The 18,139-nt window shown below is 71.8% G+C and carries 20 protein-coding genes; 11 read left to right on the top strand and 9 right to left on the bottom strand.

The genetic code is table 11. The features are described from left to right. Positions 1 to 161 precede the first annotated feature (161 nt). The 5 genes from AB0K02_RS12775 (at position 162) to AB0K02_RS12755 (ending at position 3,735) form a co-directional block, all read left to right on the top strand. Positions 162 to 851, top strand: a complete 690-nt coding sequence (locus AB0K02_RS12775) for a class F sortase (RefSeq protein ID WP_365992402.1) — start codon at positions 162 to 164, stop codon at positions 849 to 851. Positions 852 to 976: 125 nt separating this feature from the next. Continuing rightward, positions 977 to 1,339, top strand: coding sequence for a hypothetical protein (locus AB0K02_RS12770; RefSeq protein ID WP_365992401.1), 363 nt, complete (start codon positions 977 to 979; stop codon positions 1,337 to 1,339). Positions 1,340 to 1,494: 155 nt separating this feature from the next. Beyond that, complete coding sequence (locus tag AB0K02_RS12765) at positions 1,495 to 2,472, top strand: hypothetical protein (RefSeq protein ID WP_365992400.1); 978 nt, start codon at positions 1,495 to 1,497, stop codon at positions 2,470 to 2,472. 92 nt (positions 2,473 to 2,564) lie between these two features. Continuing rightward, positions 2,565 to 2,915: a PRC-barrel domain containing protein gene (locus AB0K02_RS12760; RefSeq protein WP_365992399.1), complete on the top strand. Its 351-nt coding sequence runs from the start codon at positions 2,565 to 2,567 to the stop codon at positions 2,913 to 2,915. Between the two features lie 400 nt (positions 2,916 to 3,315). Beyond that, positions 3,316 to 3,735: an SSI family serine proteinase inhibitor gene (locus tag AB0K02_RS12755; protein WP_365992398.1), complete on the top strand. Its 420-nt coding sequence runs from the start codon at positions 3,316 to 3,318 to the stop codon at positions 3,733 to 3,735. A 22-nt stretch (positions 3,736 to 3,757) separates the two neighbouring features. On the opposite strand, the gene AB0K02_RS12750 is transcribed toward AB0K02_RS12755, so the two are convergent. The 5 genes from AB0K02_RS12750 to AB0K02_RS12730 form a co-directional block, all read right to left on the bottom strand. Next, positions 3,758 to 3,916 carry a hypothetical protein gene (locus AB0K02_RS12750; protein WP_365992397.1) on the bottom strand — a complete coding sequence of 53 codons (159 nt, stop codon included), beginning with the start codon at positions 3,914 to 3,916 and terminating at the stop codon, positions 3,758 to 3,760. A 106-nt stretch (positions 3,917 to 4,022) separates the two neighbouring features. Beyond that, on the bottom strand, positions 4,023 to 4,973 hold the full coding sequence (locus tag AB0K02_RS12745) for a cytochrome c oxidase assembly protein (protein ID WP_365992396.1): 951 nt from the start codon (positions 4,971 to 4,973) through the stop codon (positions 4,023 to 4,025). A gap of 105 nt (positions 4,974 to 5,078) precedes the next feature. Continuing rightward, positions 5,079 to 6,104 carry a 6-phosphofructokinase gene (locus AB0K02_RS12740; protein ID WP_365992395.1) on the bottom strand — a complete coding sequence of 342 codons (1,026 nt, stop codon included), beginning with the start codon at positions 6,102 to 6,104 and terminating at the stop codon, positions 5,079 to 5,081. A 188-nt stretch (positions 6,105 to 6,292) separates the two neighbouring features. Next, positions 6,293 to 7,021, bottom strand: a complete 729-nt coding sequence (locus AB0K02_RS12735; RefSeq protein ID WP_365992394.1) for a glutamine amidotransferase — start codon at positions 7,019 to 7,021, stop codon at positions 6,293 to 6,295. Between the two features lie 38 nt (positions 7,022 to 7,059). Next, on the bottom strand, positions 7,060 to 8,295 hold the full coding sequence (locus tag AB0K02_RS12730) for a MurT ligase domain-containing protein (RefSeq protein WP_365992393.1): 1,236 nt from the start codon (positions 8,293 to 8,295) through the stop codon (positions 7,060 to 7,062). A 127-nt stretch (positions 8,296 to 8,422) separates the two neighbouring features. Between AB0K02_RS12730 and def the strand changes: the two genes are divergently transcribed. Further along, the gene (gene def, locus AB0K02_RS12725) at positions 8,423 to 9,013 is read left to right on the top strand and encodes a peptide deformylase (RefSeq protein ID WP_365992392.1); all 591 of its coding nucleotides are present in this window, start codon (positions 8,423 to 8,425) and stop codon (positions 9,011 to 9,013) included. Between the two features lie 629 nt (positions 9,014 to 9,642). Here def and AB0K02_RS12720 read toward each other — a convergent pair. Continuing rightward, a complete protein-coding gene (locus AB0K02_RS12720; RefSeq protein ID WP_365992391.1) occupies positions 9,643 to 10,278 on the bottom strand; it encodes a TetR family transcriptional regulator in 636 nt (211 codons plus the stop codon). A 162-nt stretch (positions 10,279 to 10,440) separates the two neighbouring features. Here AB0K02_RS12720 and AB0K02_RS12715 point away from each other — a divergent pair, with 162 nt between their 5' ends. After that, positions 10,441 to 11,682, top strand: a complete 1,242-nt coding sequence (locus AB0K02_RS12715; RefSeq protein ID WP_365992390.1) for an acyl-CoA dehydrogenase family protein — start codon at positions 10,441 to 10,443, stop codon at positions 11,680 to 11,682. Positions 11,683 to 11,766: 84 nt separating this feature from the next. Here AB0K02_RS12715 and AB0K02_RS12710 read toward each other — a convergent pair whose 3' ends face one another. Further along, entirely contained in the window at positions 11,767 to 12,030 is a 264-nt protein-coding gene (locus tag AB0K02_RS12710) for a hypothetical protein (protein WP_365992389.1), read from the bottom strand. A gap of 47 nt (positions 12,031 to 12,077) precedes the next feature. Further along, positions 12,078 to 12,563: a glutathione peroxidase gene (locus tag AB0K02_RS12705; RefSeq protein ID WP_365992388.1), complete on the bottom strand. Its 486-nt coding sequence runs from the start codon at positions 12,561 to 12,563 to the stop codon at positions 12,078 to 12,080. Between the two features lie 92 nt (positions 12,564 to 12,655). Between AB0K02_RS12705 and AB0K02_RS12700 the strand changes: the two genes are divergently transcribed. Then, entirely contained in the window at positions 12,656 to 13,066 is a 411-nt protein-coding gene (locus AB0K02_RS12700; RefSeq protein WP_365992387.1) for a hypothetical protein, read from the top strand. A gap of 18 nt (positions 13,067 to 13,084) precedes the next feature. Here AB0K02_RS12700 and AB0K02_RS12695 read toward each other — a convergent pair whose 3' ends face one another. Further along, positions 13,085 to 14,008 carry a LysR family transcriptional regulator gene (locus tag AB0K02_RS12695; protein ID WP_365992386.1) on the bottom strand — a complete coding sequence of 308 codons (924 nt, stop codon included), beginning with the start codon at positions 14,006 to 14,008 and terminating at the stop codon, positions 13,085 to 13,087. 224 nt (positions 14,009 to 14,232) lie between these two features. Here AB0K02_RS12695 and phnA point away from each other — a divergent pair, with 224 nt between their 5' ends. The 3 genes from phnA to AB0K02_RS12680 all read left to right on the top strand — a co-directional run bounded on the left by phnA (position 14,233) and on the right by AB0K02_RS12680 (position 18,121). Beyond that, positions 14,233 to 15,477, top strand: a complete 1,245-nt coding sequence (phnA, locus tag AB0K02_RS12690) for a phosphonoacetate hydrolase (protein WP_365992385.1) — start codon at positions 14,233 to 14,235, stop codon at positions 15,475 to 15,477. A 125-nt stretch (positions 15,478 to 15,602) separates the two neighbouring features. Further along, the gene (locus tag AB0K02_RS12685) at positions 15,603 to 16,919 is read left to right on the top strand and encodes an MFS transporter (protein ID WP_365992384.1); all 1,317 of its coding nucleotides are present in this window, start codon (positions 15,603 to 15,605) and stop codon (positions 16,917 to 16,919) included. A gap of 68 nt (positions 16,920 to 16,987) precedes the next feature. Continuing rightward, on the top strand, positions 16,988 to 18,121 hold the full coding sequence (locus tag AB0K02_RS12680) for a TIGR03364 family FAD-dependent oxidoreductase (protein WP_365992383.1): 1,134 nt from the start codon (positions 16,988 to 16,990) through the stop codon (positions 18,119 to 18,121). The last annotated feature ends 18 nt before the right edge of the window (positions 18,122 to 18,139 follow it).

Raw genomic sequence — 18,139 nt, 5'->3', positions numbered from 1 at the left:
GCCGCCCCGGGCCGGGCCCGCCCCCCCCCCCGGCCCCGCCCCCCCCCCCCCGGCGCGGGCGGCCGCGACGTCGCCGCATCCGAGCCCGGTCGGCGGCCGCTGACCGAGCGCCCCGCCCGGCCCTCACCACGTCGTCACGGCACTGAAAGGTACGAACCCGCATGTCCGCGCAGCCTCCCGTCGTGCAGTCGCAGACCGCATCCGCCCCCCGTTCCCTCGGACGCGCCTTGCTCTGGCCTGCCGCGGCCGTCGCTCTGGGTTTCCTGCTGGTCTTCAACTCCTTCGGCACGTCCACGGACGCCAAGCCCCCTTCGCGGCCCGTGGTCTCCGCGCCCACCGTCGTCCAGACACCGTCCGCCAAGGCCGAGGAGAAGGGCCTGGCGCTGCCACCTGCCGAACCGAAACGGCTCAAGATCGCGGAGATCGCCGTCGACGCACCGTTCACGGGCCTGTCCCTCGAGGAGTCGGGCCAGTTGGAGGCGCCGCCGGCGAACAACAGCAACCTGGTCGGCTGGTACCAGGAGGGCGTGACGCCCGGCGAGCCCGGCACGTCGATCATCGCGGGCCATGTCGACACCAAGACGGGCCCCGCCGTCTTCATGCAGCTCAGCGAGCTGAAGCGGGGGAGCAAGGTCGACATCAGCCGCAAGGACGGCTCGGTCGCCACCTTCGTCGTCGATTCCGTCGAGGCCTTCAGCAAGGCGGACTTCCCCAACAAGCGCGTGTACGACCACACTCCTGACCCGCAGGTGCGGCTGATCACCTGCGCGGGCGAGTACGACAAGAAGGCGCAGGACTACACCGAGAACCTGGTGGTCTTCGCGCACCTGCAGGCGGTGAAACGGCCGTGACGTCGTGAGGTCCCGGCGCCCGCCGCCGAGGGAATCGCACAGGGCGCATTGTCGCGGAGGTTCCGGGCACCCTCGACACGGCGGACGGCGCAAGCCGTGACACCGCCGGCGGACGGAGGCTCGTGATGCTGCACCACACGATCGAGCGCGGAGTCCTGGTCATCACGCTTCACGACGACGTGTACCTCGGCAACCGCGTCGCTGTGGCGCGCGGCATCGCGTCCCTCGTCAAGGCCCACATGCCGGCCCCTGTGGTGATCGTGCTGACGGCCTCCGCGGTGAGTGCCGCCGCGATCGGCACGGTGTTGCGGGCCCACCTCATGTGCAGCCGACTGCAGGTGCTGATGGCGGTCGTGACGCCGAGTGCGCCCGCCCGGCGTGTGCTCGAGGCGAACGCCGACGTCGGCGGCACCCGCCTCGTCGTGTTCGCGCGCAGCAGCCAGGCGATCGAGGCTCTGGCCGGATTCCGGCCCGCCTGGACGGCCTGAGCGCCGCTCCGCGGCCCACGCGCCCGCAGGCGCGTGGGCCGCGGAGCGTTCCGGACCCACTGTCCGCGAGAAGCCCGGAGCCTTGACTGAATACCCCCTAGGGGTATTCTGACTGTTGTGGTCGCGGAAGGCGGCCCCCGATCGAGGAGTGGGTCATGAACACGGGCGTCAGGATCACCGCCTTCGCGGCGGCACTCGCCGCCGCTTTCGGCATCGCCTACGGCGTCGGCCAGGGCATGGACCCCGTGGTGGCCGAGGCGGAGCCGGCGCGGCACGGCGGTCACACGGACGGGGGCCAGGACGCGGAGCGGGCGAGTCACGACGGTCATGCGGACGAGAGCGCAGGGACACCTTCCGTTCCCGGCGGGCTCCAGGTGTCCGAGGCGGGCCTCAGGCTTGACCTCGAGACGCAGCGCATGGAGGCGGGCAGGACCACGGAACTGCGCTTCGCCGTGGTGGACGAGAAGAAGGACCGCCACGTGACGGCGTTCCGCCGCGAGCACGGCAAGGAGCTGCATCTGATCGTCGCGTCCCGTGATCTGACGACGTATCGGCACCTGCACCCGGTGCGAGGGGCCGACGGGACCTGGTCCGTACCGGTCCGACTCCCCGAGGCCGGCGGCTACCGCGTCTTCGCCGACTTCACCCCGGACGTCAAGGGCGCCCGCGGCCTCACACTCGGCGCCGATCTCGCCGTGTCCGGCTCTGCCGACCCGGATCCGCTGCCCGCGCCGAGCGCCACCGCCACCGTCGACGGCTACGAGGTGACCCTCACCGGCGGCCTCCGCCCCGGCGCGGACAGCGAGCTGCTCTTCGGCGTCGCCAAGGACGGTGAGCCGGTCACCGACCTGCAGCCCTACCTCGGCGCCTACGGGCACCTCGTGGCCCTGCGCTCGGGAGACCTCGCCTACCTGCACGTCCACCCGAACGGCGAGCCCGGCGACGGCACCGTGCGGCCCGGTCCGGAGATCTCCTTCAACGCCACCGCACCCAGCCAGGGCGCCTACCGCCTGTTCCTCGACTTCCGGCACGAGGGCAAGGTCCGCACCGCCGCCTTCACGGTCCAGGCCGGAGGCCCCGCCGCCGAGGGGACGCCTGCGGACGGCGCCGAGGAGCGCGGCCACCGGCACTGACGGACCCGGGTCCGCGACGCCGTGTGAGCGTGCCGCACCCGGGTACCCGCGCCGGTGGGACGGGGACCGTCGGGCCAGGTGAGGAGGCCGACATGGGTGCTGACATCTGGGGCTACCCGGAGACCGCCGCGTACGTGCCGGGAGCGGAGCTCGTGGGGTTCTCGGTCGAGGCGACCGACGGCTCGATCGGCAAGGTCGACAAGCACACCGAGGAGGTGGGCAGGTCGTACCTCGTCGTGGACACCGGGCCGTGGATCCTCGGTCACCGGGTGCTGGTCCCCGCGGGCGTCGTCTCGCGCATCGACACCGTCGACCAGGTCGTCCACCTCTCCTGCACCAAGGGCGAGGTGAAGGACTCGCCGCCCTTCGAGAGCGGCCGGCACGAGGAGGACCTGAGCTACCTCCGGCTCATCGAGCAGTATTACGCCAACCGTCACATGTGACGGACGACCGGTCGCCGTGGGCGCCCGCGGCCGTGCTCGGCACGACCGCGGGCGCCCCGTGAGCGGGCGGGTGAACCGCCCGTCGGGCCGAGGAAGTCGGCGTAGTGCAGGCGGTCTGCCGCGTCGCACCCGGGCTCCTGGGCGCGCACGTTCCCCGAGTCCCGCGTACCGACAGGCGGCGAAGCGGGGCGGCGGCGAGCGGACGCCGCCCGTCGTCGCGATCCGGGAGGGCGCGGCAGTCGAAGGGGCGGCCCGGCAGGAGCCGTCCGGGCCAATCCGGTGCACCCGTCCGCACCACGGCCCGGCGCGGCGCGTTGCGGCGGGCCCTGCGGAACGGTGCTCTATGGCTCGCCCGAACCCCTACCGGCCGCGTGCCGGCTTCCCCCTCAGGAGGCACCGGATGCACCGCACCGCAGCCCTTGCCGCAGCGGCCCTTCTCGCCGTCGTGGCAGCCGTCCCCTCGGCCCTCCCCGCCGCGGCGTCCCAGGCGCCGGAGCGGGCGGACAAGCCGGTCCTGCACCGTGGACTGTTCCTCACCGTCTCGGGCGCGCAGAACAGCTGGATCCGCGGTGTGCTGCTGCACTGCAGCCCCGAGCCGAGCGGTCCGCACCCCGACGCCGTCGGCGCCTGTGCCGCTCTCGACGAGGCCCGCGGCGATCTGGACAACCTGCGGGGCGAGCCGCACCCGTGCACCAAGCAGTACGACCCGGTCACGGTGAGCGCCACCGGTGCCTTCCGCGGCCGGCCGACCGCCTGGCACAAGACCTTCCCGAACGCCTGCGAACTGGCCGCCGCCACCGGGCCCGTCTTCCGCTTCTGACCCCCTGGGCCGGCGCCCGGCCTCAGGTGCTGCGCGAGGCGACCACGCCGATGGTCACCAGACCGAGCACCACCCACCCGAACCACAGCCAGCCGTTGCTGCCGAGTGCCGCCGTATAGGCCGTCACGGCCACGAGCGACCCGACGGTCAGCACTCCCATGACCTTCGTCGAACCGGACATGCGCGCCCTCCTTCGACGGCGGGAACCGTCGAAACCATGGTCCCGCGTCAGGAGGGCCCCGCGCCAGCGGCCTGCGAAAACCGGCCGGGCCATCACCGGCGGCGCGTCACCGGCCCCGTGCCTGGAGGGAGGCGAGATACGCGTTGTACGCCTCCAGCTCCTTGTCACCGTCCCGGTCCGCCGCGCGGTCGCGCCGCTTGGCCTGTCGCTGGTCGGATCGGTACCACTGGAAGACCAGCGCGATGAGCACCAGCACGGAGGGGATCTCACTGAACGCCCAGGCGATGCCGCCCGCCGCGTTCTGGTCCGCCAGAGCATCGATGCCCAGGGACGCGGGCGGATTCTCGTACGCCCCGACCATCGGCGCGGTCGCCATCATCAGCGCGATCCCGAAGAACGCGTGGAACGGCATGCCCGCGAACAGCTCCAGCATCCGCATCACATAGCCGGGCCGGTGGGGGCCCGGGTCCACGCCCATGATCGGCCAGAAGAACACCAGGCCCACCGCGAGGAAGTGCAGCATCATCGCGATGTGACCGGGCCTCGACTCCATCAGGAAGTCGAACAGCGGCGTGAAGTACAGCCCGTACAGGCTCGCGATGAACAGCGGGATCGTGAAGGCCGGGTGTGTGACGACCCGCATGTACCGGCTGTGCAGCAGCATCAGGAGCAGCTCGCGGGGACCCTTGCGGCCCCGGCCCGCGACGGGCAGCGCCCGCAGTGCGAGCGTGATGGGTGCGCCGAGCAGGATCACGATCGGCGACAGCATGCTGATGACCATGTGCTGCACCATGTGCACGCTGAACATGACCATGCCGTAGTCGTTCAGCTTGGTGCACATCACCAGCGCGACACTGAGCACGCCGACGACGAACCAGACCGTACGGCTCACGGGCCAGGCGTCCCCGCGTCCCCGCAGCCGGACGACGCCCCATCCGTACAGACCGAGCGCCAGCAGGCAGCCGACCAGGAAGAAGGGGTCCGGTGAGAACTCCAGGCCCCGCCCCAGCGTGAACGGCGGCAGATCCGTGGTCATGCCGTGCCCGCTGTGATCCATCTGTCTGCTCCCGGGCTCCCGATTCGTGCCTGTTGTCCGGACCAGACTAGATGTGCCCCCGGTCGCGGCCGCGACCGGGGGCACAACGTCCGGCGGGCGGCCGGATCAGAGCACGCACTCCGCCTCGTCGTACCGGTCCGCGGGAACCGTCTTCAGCGTCCGGGTCGCCTCGGCGAGCGGCACCATCGTGATGTCCGTGCCGCGCAGCGCCGTCAGCATCCCGAACTCGCCGCGGTGCGCCGCCTCCACCGCGTGCCAGCCGAACCGCGTGGCCAGCACACGGTCGTACGCGGTCGGGGTGCCGCCGCGCTGCACATGGCCGAGGATCACCGGACGGGCCTCCTTGCCGAGCCGCTGCTCCAGCTCGACGGAGAGCTGGCGGGCGACGCCCGCGAACCGCTCGTGCCCGTAGATGTCCTTGCCGCCCTCGTCCCAGCGCATCGTGCCCTCCCGGGGCTTCGCGCCCTCGGCGACGACCACGATCGCGAACTTCTTGCCGGCCGAGAACCGCTCGCCGACCCGCGCGGTCAGCTCCTCGATGTCGAAGGGGCGCTCCGGGACGACGATCGCGTGGGCACCGGCCGCCATGCCCGAGTGCAGCGCGATCCATCCCGTGTGCCGGCCCATGACCTCCACGATCAGCACCCGCTGGTGCGACTCGGCCGTGGTCTTCAGCCGGTCGAGCGCCTCCGTCGCGACGCCGACGGCGGTGTCGAAGCCGAAGGTCACATCGGTGGACGCGATGTCGTTGTCGATCGTCTTCGGCACGCCCACGATGGGCAGGCCGGCCTCCGACAGCAGGTGGGCCGCCTTGAGCGTGCCCTCACCGCCGATCGGGATGATCGCGTCGAGACCGAGATCGGCGACATGTCCCTTGGCCCGCTCCACACCGTCGCGCAGATGCGCGGGCTGGACGCGGGAGGAACCGAGGATCGTGCCGCCCCGGGCCAGGATGCCGCCCACCGCGTCCAGGTCGAGCTTGCGGTAGTCGCCCTCCAGCAGGCCCTTCCAGCCGTCGTGGAATCCGATGACCTCGTCGTCGTGGTCGACGACGGCACGGTGCACGACGGAACGGATGACGGCGTTCAGACCGGGGCAGTCGCCGCCGGAGGTGAGCACACCAATGCGCATAGCCCGAAAACCTTTACAACGTGGGCCGACTCCCGGACCACGTCGTCCGGTTGGATCCCCGCCACCCTACCGGCGTCGGGGGGCCGGTCAGAAACGGGCGTCCGACAGGTGGGACCGGGCCGAAGGCCCCCTCGCTCGGCTGAGCGAAGGGGCCTTCAGGATGTGCGCTCGCCTGAGCGGAGACCGTGTCAGGCGGGCTGCGTCGCGGCCGCGATCCGCTCGGCGCGCAGGGCCTCGTACCAGCGGTCGTCGGTCGGCGGCAGCGCGTTCACATCGAGCGCCAACTTCAGCAGCAGGTCCGCGATCTGCGGGTTGCGGGCCATCACGGGACCGTGCATGTACGTGCCGAAGACGGTGTCGTTGTACGCACCTTCGGTGCCGTCGCCGGTGCCGTTGCCGCGGCCGAGAAGCGTGCGCGCGAACGGGCGGGCGGTCGGGCCGAGGTGGGTGACGCCCTGATGGTTCTCGAAGCCCGTCAGCTGGGGCAGCCCGAGCCGCGGGTCGATGTCGGCCAGGACGTCGCCGACGCAGCGGGCGCCCTCACCGCGCGTGGAGATCACGTCGATCAGGCCCAGACCCGGCTCGCGCTCGCCGAGGTCGTTGATGAACTCGTGGCCGAGGATCTGGTAGCCGGCGCAGACCGAGAAGATGATCGCGCCGTTGGAGGCCGCACGGCTCAGGCCGCCGTCGCGGCGCAGCCGCTCTGCCGCGAGCCGCTGCGGGCGGTCCTCACCGCCGCCGATCAGATAGATGTCGCCGGAGGTCGGCACGGGCTGGTCGCTGCGCACGTCGATGCGCATCACGTCGAGGCCGCGCTGGCGGGCGCGGCGCTCGACGACGAGCGCGTTGCCCTGGTCGCCGTAGGTGCTGAGCAGATCCGGGTAGACCCACACCAGACGCAGACTGCTGTCACTCATTCCCATAAGTCCTTTTCGTCCGTCCGCTCGTCAGTCGCTCAGTTGCCGACGCGGCGGCGCACGTCCTGGAAGGCGGTGTAGTTGGCGATCAGCTCGATCCGGCCGGGCGGGGCCGCCTGTACGGCCTCGTCGACCGTCTCGCACACCCGGAAGTCCAGGCCCGCGACCTCCAGCCGGACCGCGAGGTCGAGCTTGCGGTCGCCGATCACGAAGATCGGGTGCCCGGCGAGGCGGGTGTAGTCGACGTCCCACAGCCACGAGGTGTCGGTGCCGTCCGCGCCGCGGGCGTTGACCGACAGGATCACCGGCGTCGGCGGCGGGTCGATCAGCGAGAACGTCTCCAGCCAGCCGGCCGGGTTCTTGGCGAGCAGCAGCCGCACGTCACGGCCGAGGAAGGAGACGACGTCGTACCGGCCGGCGACGGCCTGGACCTGGTACATGCGCTCCAGCGCGACCTGCGGCGGAACGCCGAAGCAGGCGGCGACGGCGGCCGAGGTGGCGGCGTTCGCCTTGTTGGCGCGGCCCGGCAGCTGCAGGTGGATCGGCCAGGCCGAGCCGTGCGGGTCGAGCACGTGGTCGCCGCTGAGCACCCAGCTCGGCGCGGGGCGGCGGAAGCCGCACTCGCCGCAGAACCAGTCGTCGCCCGGGCGCTGCATCACACCGCCGCAGGACGGGCAGGACCAGGCGTCGTCCTTCCACTCCTGGCCGGCGGCCACCCACACGACGTTGGGGGAGGAGGACGCGGCCCACACGACCAGCGGGTCGTCGGCGTTCGCGATCACAGTGGCCTTCGCGCCGGTGAGGCCCTCACGCCACTTCTCGGCCAGCATCCGGGTCTCGGCCGCGCGGTCCAGCTGGTCGCGGGAGAGGTTGAGCAGCGCGATGGCCTTGGGCGTCACGTCCCTGGCCACACCGGCGAGGTACTTCTCGTCGACCTCGATCACACCGAACTTGGCGTCGGAGCCGCCGGCCAGCGCGGAGGTGATGCCCGCGGGCATGTTGGCGCCGAGCGCGTTCGAGACGACGGGGCCGCTGGCGCGCAGGGCCTCCGCGATCAGGCGTGTGGTCGTGGTCTTTCCGTTGGTCGCCGACACGAGGACGACGTCCAGGTGCTGCGCGAGCCGTCCCAGCAGGTCGGGGTCCAGCTTGAGCGCCACCCGGCCGCCGATCACCGATCCGCTGCCGCGCCCGGCGGCGCGCGACACCGCCGCCGCGGCCTTGCCCGCCGTAACGGCCAGCTTGGCTCGCGGCGTCAGCTCCGAGTTGCCTGACATCGTCCTTGATCCTCCTAGCATCGGTCGGGAGTCAGCCTATCGACCTCTTCCGGACAGCCCCTACCGCGGCACCGTCGGAATACGTGGAGGTCACGGGGTGACCTGCGCGGAACGTAGGCTGGTCGCCATGCGAAACCGGCCCATCCCCGGCAGTTCCGGACTGGTCAGGCCCATGAGCCTGCTCGGCGACCCGGTGCTGCACGCCCCCTGTGAGCCCGTCACCGACTTCGGCGCGGATCTGGCGCGGCTCGTCGAGGACATGTTCGCGACGATGTACGCGGCACAGGGTGTCGGTCTCGCGGCCAACCAGGTGGGCGTCCCTCTGCGGGTGTTCGTCTACGACTGCCCCGACGACGAGGACGTCCGCCACCTCGGACACGTCGTCAACCCGCGCCTGGTCGAGGCCGACGGCCTCGCGGTCCGCGGTCCGGAGGGCTGCCTGTCCCTCCCGGGCCTGGAGGCGGGGACGGAGCGCTTCGACCGGGCGGTCGTGGAGGGCGTGACGCTGGACGGCGAGCCGGTCCGCGTGGAGGGGACGGGGTTCTTCGCGCGCTGCCTGCAGCACGAGTGCGATCACGTGGACGGCCTGGTGTACGCGGACCGGCTGACGCCGTGGCGCCGCGGGCGCCTGGCGCGGGCGGCCCGCAAGGCGCCGTGGTCGACGCCGGAGGGCGTGTCACGCCTTCGGCGCGCTGAGCCCCACCGGCCCTTCCCGTAACCGGTGCTCCGCCCCGGACCCCAGTGCCCGGCCCGGGGCCAGGCGGCCTGGCGCGCGCGGTCAACGGGGCGTCGCCCCAGACTTTGTGCCCGGCCCGGGCTGGCGCAGGATGCCGGCCCGCGCCCGGGTGCGTGGGCGGCCAACGGGGTTCGCCCGGGCCCCGGTGCCGCGCCCCGGGCGGCGTGCGCGGTCGACGGGACGTCGCGCCAGACCCTGTGACCGGCCTGTGGCCCGCCCCACGGCCGAAGGCGTGGGCGTGGGCGGTCAACGGGGCTTCGGCCGGGGCCAGTGACGCGCTACGTGTGGGGTGCACTGCCCTGGCCGAGGGCGGCGTTGGGCTCCATCCCCAGGCCGCCGTGCGTGTTCGTCCTTGCCTCGGCTCGAGCCAGGCTCTGCGTGGTGGGCTCCGCCCGCGCCGTCAACAGGGCGTCGCCCCGTGCCCGGTGTCGCACGGCGGGCGGGGCGGGAACTCCAGCCTCGCCGGCGATTGAGGCGCGGGGTTCGGGGCGGGGCCCCGACAGGGGGGTCGGCGGGGGATATTCAGCCCCGCCGGCGATTGAGGCGCCCGGCTCGGGGCGGAGCCCCGACGGGGCGGGGCAAGGCCCCGGGTGTGGAGCGCGGCGTCGCCGTCAGAAGCCCGGGCCGCCCACGCGGTCAGACGCGTCGAAGAGGCGGCCGCACAGAAGGTCCGTCAGGCTCTCCACCAACTGCGCGCGCGAACACGGGCGTTCGCCCAGCCACCAGTCGCCCGCCGCGTGCATCATGCCGACGATGCCGTGGCCCCAGACCCTCGCCAGCAGGTCGCCGCCGGGGCCCAGGTCGACGCGGTCGGCGATCACCTTGCCCAGCTCCTCGCCGAGGCGGCGCAGCAGCGGGGCCGAGTGGCGGCCGACGTCGAAGCCCTGTTCCAAGGGCTGGTTGTCCTCCGCCGGGTGCATCAGGAAGCGGTAGACCTGCGGCCGTGCCTCGATGGCCGCGAGGTAGGTGTCCAGCGTTCCCGCCACCCGCTCGCGGCGGTCGACGTCCGCGTCCACCGCCACCTGCAGGGCCCGCAGCAGCGCGTCGGTGTGGCGCTTCGCCAGGGCCCGGTAGAGCCCGCCCTTGTCGCCGAAGTGACGGTAGAGAATCGGCTTGGTGATGCCCGCCTCGGCGGCGATCGCGTTCATCGAGGCCTGCGGCCCGTCGCGGAGAACCACCCGGTCCGCTGCTTCGAGCAGCTCCCGTCGCCGCTGGTCCGCCGACCGCTGCTGGTGTGCGCTCTCCATGCCCTGTCTCTCCCCGCCCTGGCGAATGCGTGACGCGCAAGGTAACACCCGCTGTGGGCGGCCGGTGATCCGGTGGCCTCGGTTGACAGGTGCTACTGCCCGGTAACAGACTTCGGTTACCGCAAGTAACGCCCTGCCGGGCGCCGTAGTGCTGGAGGGGACATGGCCGAGTTCACACTCGATCTCAACGAGGACCAGAAGCAGGTCCGTGACTGGCTCCACGGCTTCGCCAAGGACGTGATGCGCCCGGCCGCGGCAGAGTGGGACGAGCGTGAGGAGACCCCGTGGCCCGTCATCCAGGAGGCGGCCAAACTCGGCATCTACTCCCTGGACTTCTACGCCCAGCAGTTCTTCGACCCCACCGGCCTCGGCATCCCGATGACGATGGAGGAGCTGTTCTGGGGCGACGCGGGCATCGCGCTGTCGATCGTCGGCACCGGCCTCGCCGCCGTGGGCGTCATCGCCAACGGCACCGAGGAGCAGATCGGCACCTGGATCCCGCAGATGTACGGCGACGCCGACGACGTCAAGGTCGCCGCCTTCTGCTCCTCCGAGCCCGACGCCGGCAGCGACGTCGCCTCCATGCGCACCCGCGCCGTCTACGACGAGGCCAAGGACGAGTGGGTCCTCAACGGCACCAAGACCTGGGCGACGAACGGAGGCATCGCGGGCGTCCACGTCGTCGTCGCCGTCGTCGACCCCGAACTCGGCTCCAAGGGCCACGCGTCCTTCATCGTGCCGCCGAACACCCCCGGCCTCTCGCAGGGCCAGAAGTTCAAGAAGCACGGCATCCGCGCCTCGCACACCGCCGAAGTCGTCCTGGAGAACGTCCGCGTCCCCGGCCACTGCCTCCTCGGCGGCAAGGAGAAGCTGGACGAGCGCCTCGCCAAGGCGCGTGAGAGGGCCAGGTCCAGCGGCGAGGCCGGAGGCGGGGGGAGGGTCAAGAACGCGGCCATGGCCACCTTCGAGGCGTCGCGCCCCGCCGTCGGCGCCATGGCGGTGGGCACCGCCCGTGCCGCGTACGAGGAAGCGCTCGAATACGCCACGACACGCGAGCAGTTCGGACGCCCGATCATCGACAACCAGGGCGTCGCCTTCCAGCTCGCCGACATGCGCACGCAGATCGACGCCGCCCGCCTGCTGGTGTGGCGGGCCTCCTGGATGGCGACCACGGGCAAGCCGTTCACCTCGGCCGAGGGGTCCATGTCCAAGCTGTTCGCCAGCGAGACGGCCAAGAAGGTCACCGCCCAGGCCATCCAGATCCTCGGCGGCAACGGGTTCACCCGCGAGTACCCGGTGGAGCGCATGCACCGCGACGCCGCGATCTACACCATCTTCGAGGGCACCAGCGAGATCCAGCGCCTGGTCATCGCCCGCACCCTGTCGGGCATGCCGATCCGCTGACGCCGACCGGTGCCGCGAGGGTCCCTGGCAGCCGGTTCGCCGGTTCCCAGGGGCCCGCGGCAGGGCCGCGTCACCTTCCGCGTGTCACCTGCTCCGTGTCAGCTTCTCGATCAGGAGCGACGGCAGGAGCAGAACGATGAAGCCGATCTTGAACAGCGCCGGAGTCACGACCAGGGCCATGACGATGCCCAGGACCAGCGACTCGTACGGGACGTCGTAACCGATCAGCGGCAGTGTGCCGCCGCTGAAGGCCTCGTAGGACGCCCATACGCCGAGCGCCAGTCCGAGGAAGCCGCCCACGAACCCCACGGCCGCCGGCCATGCGGCGTCCCCGCTTCTCTTTCCCATCGGATCCCCCCACAGGACACGTGTATCGCGACGCCGCTCTCGGGGCGTCAGGCAGACAGTAGCCCCTCGATCGCCGCCACCACCTCGGCCGACTCCGGCTCGGTGCGCGGACGGAAGCGGGTGACCTCGCCCCGCGGGGAGATCAGGAACTTCTCGAAGTTCCACTGGACGTCACCCGCTTCGCCGGCCGCGTCCGCGGTCTTCGTGAGCTCCGCGTACAGCGGGTGCCGGTCCTCGCCGTTCACGTCGGTCTTCTCCAGCAGCGGGAACGTCACCCCGTACGTCGCCGAACAGAACGCGCCGATCTCCTCCGCGCTGCCCGGCTCCTGGCCCGCGAACTGGTTGCACGGCACGCCGAGCACCGTGAAACCCCGGTCGCCGTAGGTCTTCTGCAGCCGCTCCAGGCCCTCGTACTGCGGTGTCAGGCCGCAGCGGGACGCCACGTTCACCACGAGCACGGCCTTGCCGCGGTGGTCGGCGAGCGACGTCGGCTCGCCCGTCAGGGTGCGCAACGGGATGTCGAAAAGGGACATCGAGGACTCCTTCGTACCTGTGTTTATGTGATTCTTATTCTTCGTGTAGCGTGCGCGCGTTCGATACGCATGCAACCACGAGGAAGTCCGCCATGAGCGCCCCGACGTCCCCTTCCGCCCCGCAGGACCCGCAGCAGATCCCGCAGGGCCAGCCCGCCCCCGACGCTGTTCCCGCGCCCCAGCCGGCCAAGAAGGGCATCGTCAGGAAGATTCTCGGGGTCGTCGTCCTCATCGTCGTCGCCGTGGCCGTGAAGCTGGGCGCCGGCTACATCCTCGGTGACGCCCCGGTCCGCGCCGAGGCCGGCGACTGCGTGCAGGTCACCGGTCCCGACGACGCCCCCGAGGTCGAGACCAAGAAGTGCGGTGACAAGGACGCCAACTACAAGGTCGTCAAGGTCATCGAGAACAGCTTCGACGTCAACGCCTGCACCGTGGGCGAGGCCGCCCTCGCACAGCAGTGGGACGCCGACAAGTTCGTGCTCTGCCTCGACCCCGCCAAGTAGGCGCCGCCGGCGAGCCCCTCAGCGGGCACCCGCCGCCGGCAGCTCACGCGGCCACTCGCCGACGGAGCGCAGCAGCTCGATGAACGCGCGTTCCGCCGGCGACAGCAGACGGTCCCTGCGGCGGACGAGATTGACGGGCCGGGACCGCGGCACCGGACTGACCGGCAGCACCGCCAGCGTCCCGGCCCGTACGTCGTCGACCACCGCGTGCTCGGAGATGAGGGCGAGCCCGAGACCCGCCACCACGCACTGCTTGACCGCCTCGGGCCCCCAGACGTCACTCCGCGACACCTGGGTCAACTCCCAGTCGGCGAGCACCTGTTCCTGGAGTTCCCGCGTCTGGGAACCCGGCTCGCGCAACAGGAAGCGACAGCCCGCCAGGTCCCGCGGGAACACCTCGTCCCGCGCCGCCAGCGGATGCTCCGTCGCCGCGATGAGCACCAGACGCTCACCGAGCACCGTCTCCGGCACCAGCTGGGACGCCGTCGGCGCACCCGCGACCACCGCGACTCCGATGTCCCCGGCCAGCAGCCGCTCCAGTACGGCCTCGTTGTTGCCCACGAAGACGTCGCACTCGATGCCCGGATACCGCTCCCGGAAGCGCGCCAGCAGCGGCGGCAGCAGATACGTGCCGACCGTCGTCGAACCGCCGACCAGCAGCCGCCCCGACGCCAGCCCGCTCACCTGCTGCACCGCCGCCACGGCCTCCTCGGCCAGCAGGAAGACCCGCTTGCCGTACTCCGCCAGCACCTCGCCCTCGGCCGTCGGCCGCGCCCGCGAGCCCGAACGGTCGATCAGGGTGACCTTCAGGGACTGCTCCAGTCGGCGCACCTGGTTGGAGACCGACGGCTGGCTCATGTAGAGCCGGTGCGCCGCCGCCGAGAAGCCCTGGTGCTCCACGACCTGCATGAAGATCCACAAACGGTGGAGGTTGAGTTCCACTGGCCTCCCCACGCCGCTCGCCGATCACCCGGGCCGCCGACTCTAGCTCCGGGACGCGCTGGTGGGGAGGGTGCGGAACGCGGTGAACGCACAGGCGGGGGCTATGGCAGCCATAGCGAATCCAGTGGTTCTGCCCCTGCCCGGCCCGGTGCTACCCATGAAAAGGCGGGACGGCGAACGAGGCGGCCGTCCCGGCTCCTTCGACCTCAGGGGTGGATCCGCACATGACCGAACCGCTGACAGTGAACGGGCGCCGCTACCACCGGCCCCGCCGGCCCGTCGTCGTGGTCTGCATCGACGGCAGCGAGGACGCCTACCACGAGCGGGCCGTCGCGGACGGCCGCATGCCCTTCCTGGAGCGCATGCTGCACACGGGCAGCGACCTGCGCGCCGACTGCACGATGCCGTCCTTCACCAACCCCAACAACCTGTCCATCGCCACCGGGGTCCCGCCCTCCGTCCACGGCATCTGCGGCAACTACTTCTACGACCCCGCCAGCGGCACCGAGGTCATGATGAACGACCCCGAACTGCTGCGGGCCCCCACGCTGTTCGCCGCCTTCTCGCGGCAGGGCGCCAAGGTCGCCGTCGTCACCGCCAAGGACAAGCTGCGCCGCCTTCTCGGCAGTGGCCTCGTCGACGGGATCTGCTTCTCCGCGGAGAAGGCCGACCAGGCCACCGAGGAGGAGAACGGCATCGGCAAGGTCCTCGCGCGGACCGGCATGGACCTGCCGTCCGTCTACAGCGCCGAGCTCAGCGAACTGGTCATGGCCGCCGGGGCCGACATCCTCGACAAGGACCGCCCCGACCTCCTCTACCTGTCGCTCACCGACTACATCCAGCACAAGCACGCACCCGGATCGCCCGTCGCCAACGACTTCTACGCCATGCTCGACCAGTACTTCGAGCGCATCGACGCGCTCGGCGCCGTCCTGGTCGTGACCGCCGACCACGGCATGAACGCCAAGGCCGACGGCGACGGAACCGCTCGGGTGGTCCATCTCCAGGACGTCCTCGACGCACGACTGGAGCCGGGTTCCGCCCGCGTCGTCCTGCCCATCACCGACCCGTACACCGTCCACCACGGCGCACTCGGCTCGTACGCCACCGTCCATCTGCCCGAAGGCGCCGGCACCGGCGCCCTCACCGCCCACCTCGCGGCACTGGAGGGCGTGGACGCGGTCCTGACCCGCGAGGAGGCGTGCGCCCGCTTCGAACTGCCCGGCGACCGCATCGGTGACCTCGTCGTCATCGCGGAACGCAACACCGTGCTCGGCACCACACCGGCCCGGCACGACATCTCCGGCTTCACCGAGCCGCTGCGCTCGCACGGCGGACTCACCGAACAGAAGGTGCCGTTCCTCGTGAACGCCCCTGTCACCGGACTGCCCGCCGGGCACCGGCTGCGCAACTTCGACGCGTACTGGGTCGGCACCGCGATCGCGGCGGGTGAGCCGCTCACCGTCTGAACCGTTCCGACCCGCTCACGACCCGGCCCCGGCGCGCCGCCGAGGCGCGCGCCGGGGCCGTGCCGTGCCCGCTGCCGCCCCCCACGCCAGCCAATCCGCCCCATGACGAGGGACAGGACACAGCTATGGCCGACCTCGCACCGCCGCAACCGCACCGCAGATCCCCGGCCGGCACGACGGAGGCGGACGCCGCTCGCTGGCGCCGCCGGATATTCGCCGTCACCTGGCTCGCCTACGCCGGCTTCTACTTCGTACGCCAGGCCTTCTCCGTCGCCAAACTCGGCATCCTCGAAGACCCGGTCGTCGACACGGTCCTCACCGAACGCGCCCTCGGCGTCATCGACGCCCTCTATCTCGCCGCCTACGCGGCCGGGCAGTTCCTGTGGGGCATGTGGGCCGACCGCTTCGGCCCCCGGGTCGTGGTCGTCGGCGGCATGATCGGCGCCATCGCCGCGGCCTGCGTGATGGGCCTCAGCAGCGCCCTGCTCGTCTTCGGCGGCGCGATGGTCGTCCAGGGCCTCGCCCAGTCGGCCGGCTGGGCGCCGCTGTGCAAGAACATGGGCAACTTCTTCCCGGTACGCCGGCGCGGCCGCGTCCTCGGACTGTGGAGCACCAACTACGCGTTCGGGGGCCTCGCCGCGCCCCCGTTCCTGGGCTGGATCGCGTACTCCCTCTTCGACAGCTGGCAGGTGGCGTTCCTCGCCGGCGCCGCGACCCTCGGCGGCGTACTGCTGCTGTTCGTCGCGCTCCAGAAGGACTCTCCGCGGGACGCGGGCATCGCCGAGGACGACGCACCCGCCGATGAGGCGGCACCGGAGCCGGGTGAGCGCCGCGGCGGACTCGCGCTCTACCGCGAGACGCTGCGCGACCGCATGGTGCTCACCCTCGGCGCCGCCTACTTCCTTCTCAAGCCGGCTCGTTACGCGATCCTGCTGTGGGGACCGGTACTCGTCAGCCGGCGGCTGCCCGACATCGACAAGGTCGGCGCCGTCCTCATCCCGATCGCCTTCGGGGTGGCCGGAGTCCTCGCCCCGATCGCCGTCGGCTGGGTCTCCGACCGGCTCTTCGCCTCGCGCCGCGTACCGCCCTGCGTCCTGGCGCTCGCGCTGTTGACCGTGACCCTCGCGCTGTTCATGCCGCTCACCGCGACCGGTAGCGTCCCGGTCATGATCGGTGTCCTCGCCGTGATCGGGCTGACCGTGTACGCCGCCGACTCGATGATCTCCTGCGTCGCCGCCGTGGACTTCGGCACCGACAAGGGCGCGGGCACCGCGGCCGGGCTGGTCAACGGCTGCGGCTCCGTCGGAGCCATCCTCGGCGGACTGCTGCCCGGGTTCCTCTCCGGCGGCGCGCTGTTCACCGGCTTCGCCTGTGCCGCGCTGCTGGCCGGGCTGCTGATGCTGCCGCACTGGAACCGGCTGCCGCGCTCGGCCGGCGCCTGAACTGCACTCGCACCAGCCGGCGTCATCCCTCGCCGTACCAGCCGCACCGAGAGAGGAACCGAAATCCCGTGATCGTCAACCAGGCCGACACCGTCGTCGTCGGCGCAGGCATCGTCGGACTCGCGCACGCCCTGGCCGCTGCCCGCCGCGGCGAACGCGTCGTCGTCTTCGAGCGCGACGACTTCGCCGTCGGCGCGTCCATCCGTAACTTCGGGATGATCTGGGCCATCGGCCAGGAACGGGGGGCCGTCTACGAGCGCGCTCTGCGCAGCCGCGAGATCTGGCTGGAGGTCGCCGCCAAGACCGGCCTGTGGGCCGAGCGGACCGGCTCGCTCCACCTCGCCCACCACCCCGACGAGGTGGCCGTCCTCGAGGAGTTCCTCGCCGCGACGCCGGCCGCCCGCGAGCGCGGCGCCACCCTGCTCACGGCCCGGGAGGTCACGCGGCGCAGCGCGGTCGCCCGGCCCGACGGCCTGCTGGCCGCGATGTGGAGCCCGACCGAGGTCAACGTCGACCCCCGGCGGGCGATCCCCGCCGTCGCCGAACACCTCGTCGCCGAATACGGGGTCGACATCCGCTTCGGCACCACCGTGCGCTCCGTCGACCTGCCCACCGTCTCCACGACGGCGGGGGAGTGGCGTGCCGGACGCGTCTTCGTGTGCAGCGGGAACGACTTCGCGACGCTCTACCCGGACGTCTTCGCCGAGAGCGGCCTCGTCCGCTGCAAGCTCCAGATGATGCGCACCGGCGTCCAGCCGGGCGGCCGGCAGCTCGGCCCGATGCTCTGCGGCGGGCTCACGCTGCTCCACTACGCGGCCTTCGACGGCCTGGCCGCCCGGGCACCGCTCGCCGAACGGATGGCGGCCGAGCTGCCGTTCCACCGCGAGCACGGCATCCACGTGCTGCTCTCCCAGACCGCGGACGGACGGCTGACGATCGGCGACAGCCACGCCTACGGCATGACGCACGACCCCTTCGAGAACGAGGAGATCAACGAAGCCGTCCTCGCCTACCTGGCCACCTTCGCCACGCTTCCCGACGCTCGTGTCACCGAACGCTGGACGGGCTACTACCCCTCTCTGCGGGACGGGCGCACCGAACTCGTCGTCTCCCCCGAGCCGTCCGTCACCGTCGTCAACGGCGTCGGCGGAGCGGGCATGACGCTCTCCTTCGGCCTCGCCGAGGAGGTCCTCGGCGCCTGACGGCTGGAAGCGCCCCGG

This window comes from Streptomyces sp. NPDC049597 (assembly GCF_040675505.1).
In the GTDB taxonomy this organism is placed as follows: Bacteria; Actinomycetota; Actinomycetes; order Streptomycetales; family Streptomycetaceae; genus Streptomyces.
Note: the sequence above shows the minus strand (reverse complement) of the source record. Positions and strands in the feature narration are given on the sequence as shown.

Excerpts from the sequence above, each read along its gene's own strand:
- AB0K02_RS12760 (WP_365992399.1), top strand. The coding sequence starts at position 2,565 with ATGGGTGCTGACATCTGGGGCTACCCGGAGACCGCCGCGTACGTGCCG.
- AB0K02_RS12685 (WP_365992384.1), top strand. The coding sequence starts at position 15,603 with ATGGCCGACCTCGCACCGCCGCAACCGCACCGCAGATCCCCGGCCGGC.
- AB0K02_RS12745 (WP_365992396.1), bottom strand. The coding sequence starts at position 4,973 with ATGGATCACAGCGGGCACGGCATGACCACGGATCTGCCGCCGTTCACG.
- AB0K02_RS12750 (WP_365992397.1), bottom strand. The coding sequence starts at position 3,916 with ATGTCCGGTTCGACGAAGGTCATGGGAGTGCTGACCGTCGGGTCGCTC.
- def (WP_365992392.1), top strand. The coding sequence starts at position 8,423 with ATGCGAAACCGGCCCATCCCCGGCAGTTCCGGACTGGTCAGGCCCATG.
- AB0K02_RS12740 (WP_365992395.1), bottom strand. The coding sequence starts at position 6,104 with ATGCGCATTGGTGTGCTCACCTCCGGCGGCGACTGCCCCGGTCTGAAC.
- AB0K02_RS12755 (WP_365992398.1), top strand. The coding sequence starts at position 3,316 with ATGCACCGCACCGCAGCCCTTGCCGCAGCGGCCCTTCTCGCCGTCGTG.
- AB0K02_RS12770 (WP_365992401.1), top strand. The coding sequence starts at position 977 with ATGCTGCACCACACGATCGAGCGCGGAGTCCTGGTCATCACGCTTCAC.
- AB0K02_RS12710 (WP_365992389.1), bottom strand. The coding sequence starts at position 12,030 with ATGGGAAAGAGAAGCGGGGACGCCGCATGGCCGGCGGCCGTGGGGTTC.
- AB0K02_RS12775 (WP_365992402.1), top strand. The coding sequence starts at position 162 with ATGTCCGCGCAGCCTCCCGTCGTGCAGTCGCAGACCGCATCCGCCCCC.
- AB0K02_RS12730 (WP_365992393.1), bottom strand. The coding sequence starts at position 8,295 with ATGTCAGGCAACTCGGAGCTGACGCCGCGAGCCAAGCTGGCCGTTACG.
- phnA (WP_365992385.1), top strand. The coding sequence starts at position 14,233 with ATGACCGAACCGCTGACAGTGAACGGGCGCCGCTACCACCGGCCCCGC.
- AB0K02_RS12765 (WP_365992400.1), top strand. The coding sequence starts at position 1,495 with ATGAACACGGGCGTCAGGATCACCGCCTTCGCGGCGGCACTCGCCGCC.
- AB0K02_RS12735 (WP_365992394.1), bottom strand. The coding sequence starts at position 7,021 with ATGAGTGACAGCAGTCTGCGTCTGGTGTGGGTCTACCCGGATCTGCTC.
- AB0K02_RS12700 (WP_365992387.1), top strand. The coding sequence starts at position 12,656 with ATGAGCGCCCCGACGTCCCCTTCCGCCCCGCAGGACCCGCAGCAGATC.
- AB0K02_RS12720 (WP_365992391.1), bottom strand. The coding sequence starts at position 10,278 with ATGGAGAGCGCACACCAGCAGCGGTCGGCGGACCAGCGGCGACGGGAG.
- AB0K02_RS12715 (WP_365992390.1), top strand. The coding sequence starts at position 10,441 with ATGGCCGAGTTCACACTCGATCTCAACGAGGACCAGAAGCAGGTCCGT.
- AB0K02_RS12705 (WP_365992388.1), bottom strand. The coding sequence starts at position 12,563 with ATGTCCCTTTTCGACATCCCGTTGCGCACCCTGACGGGCGAGCCGACG.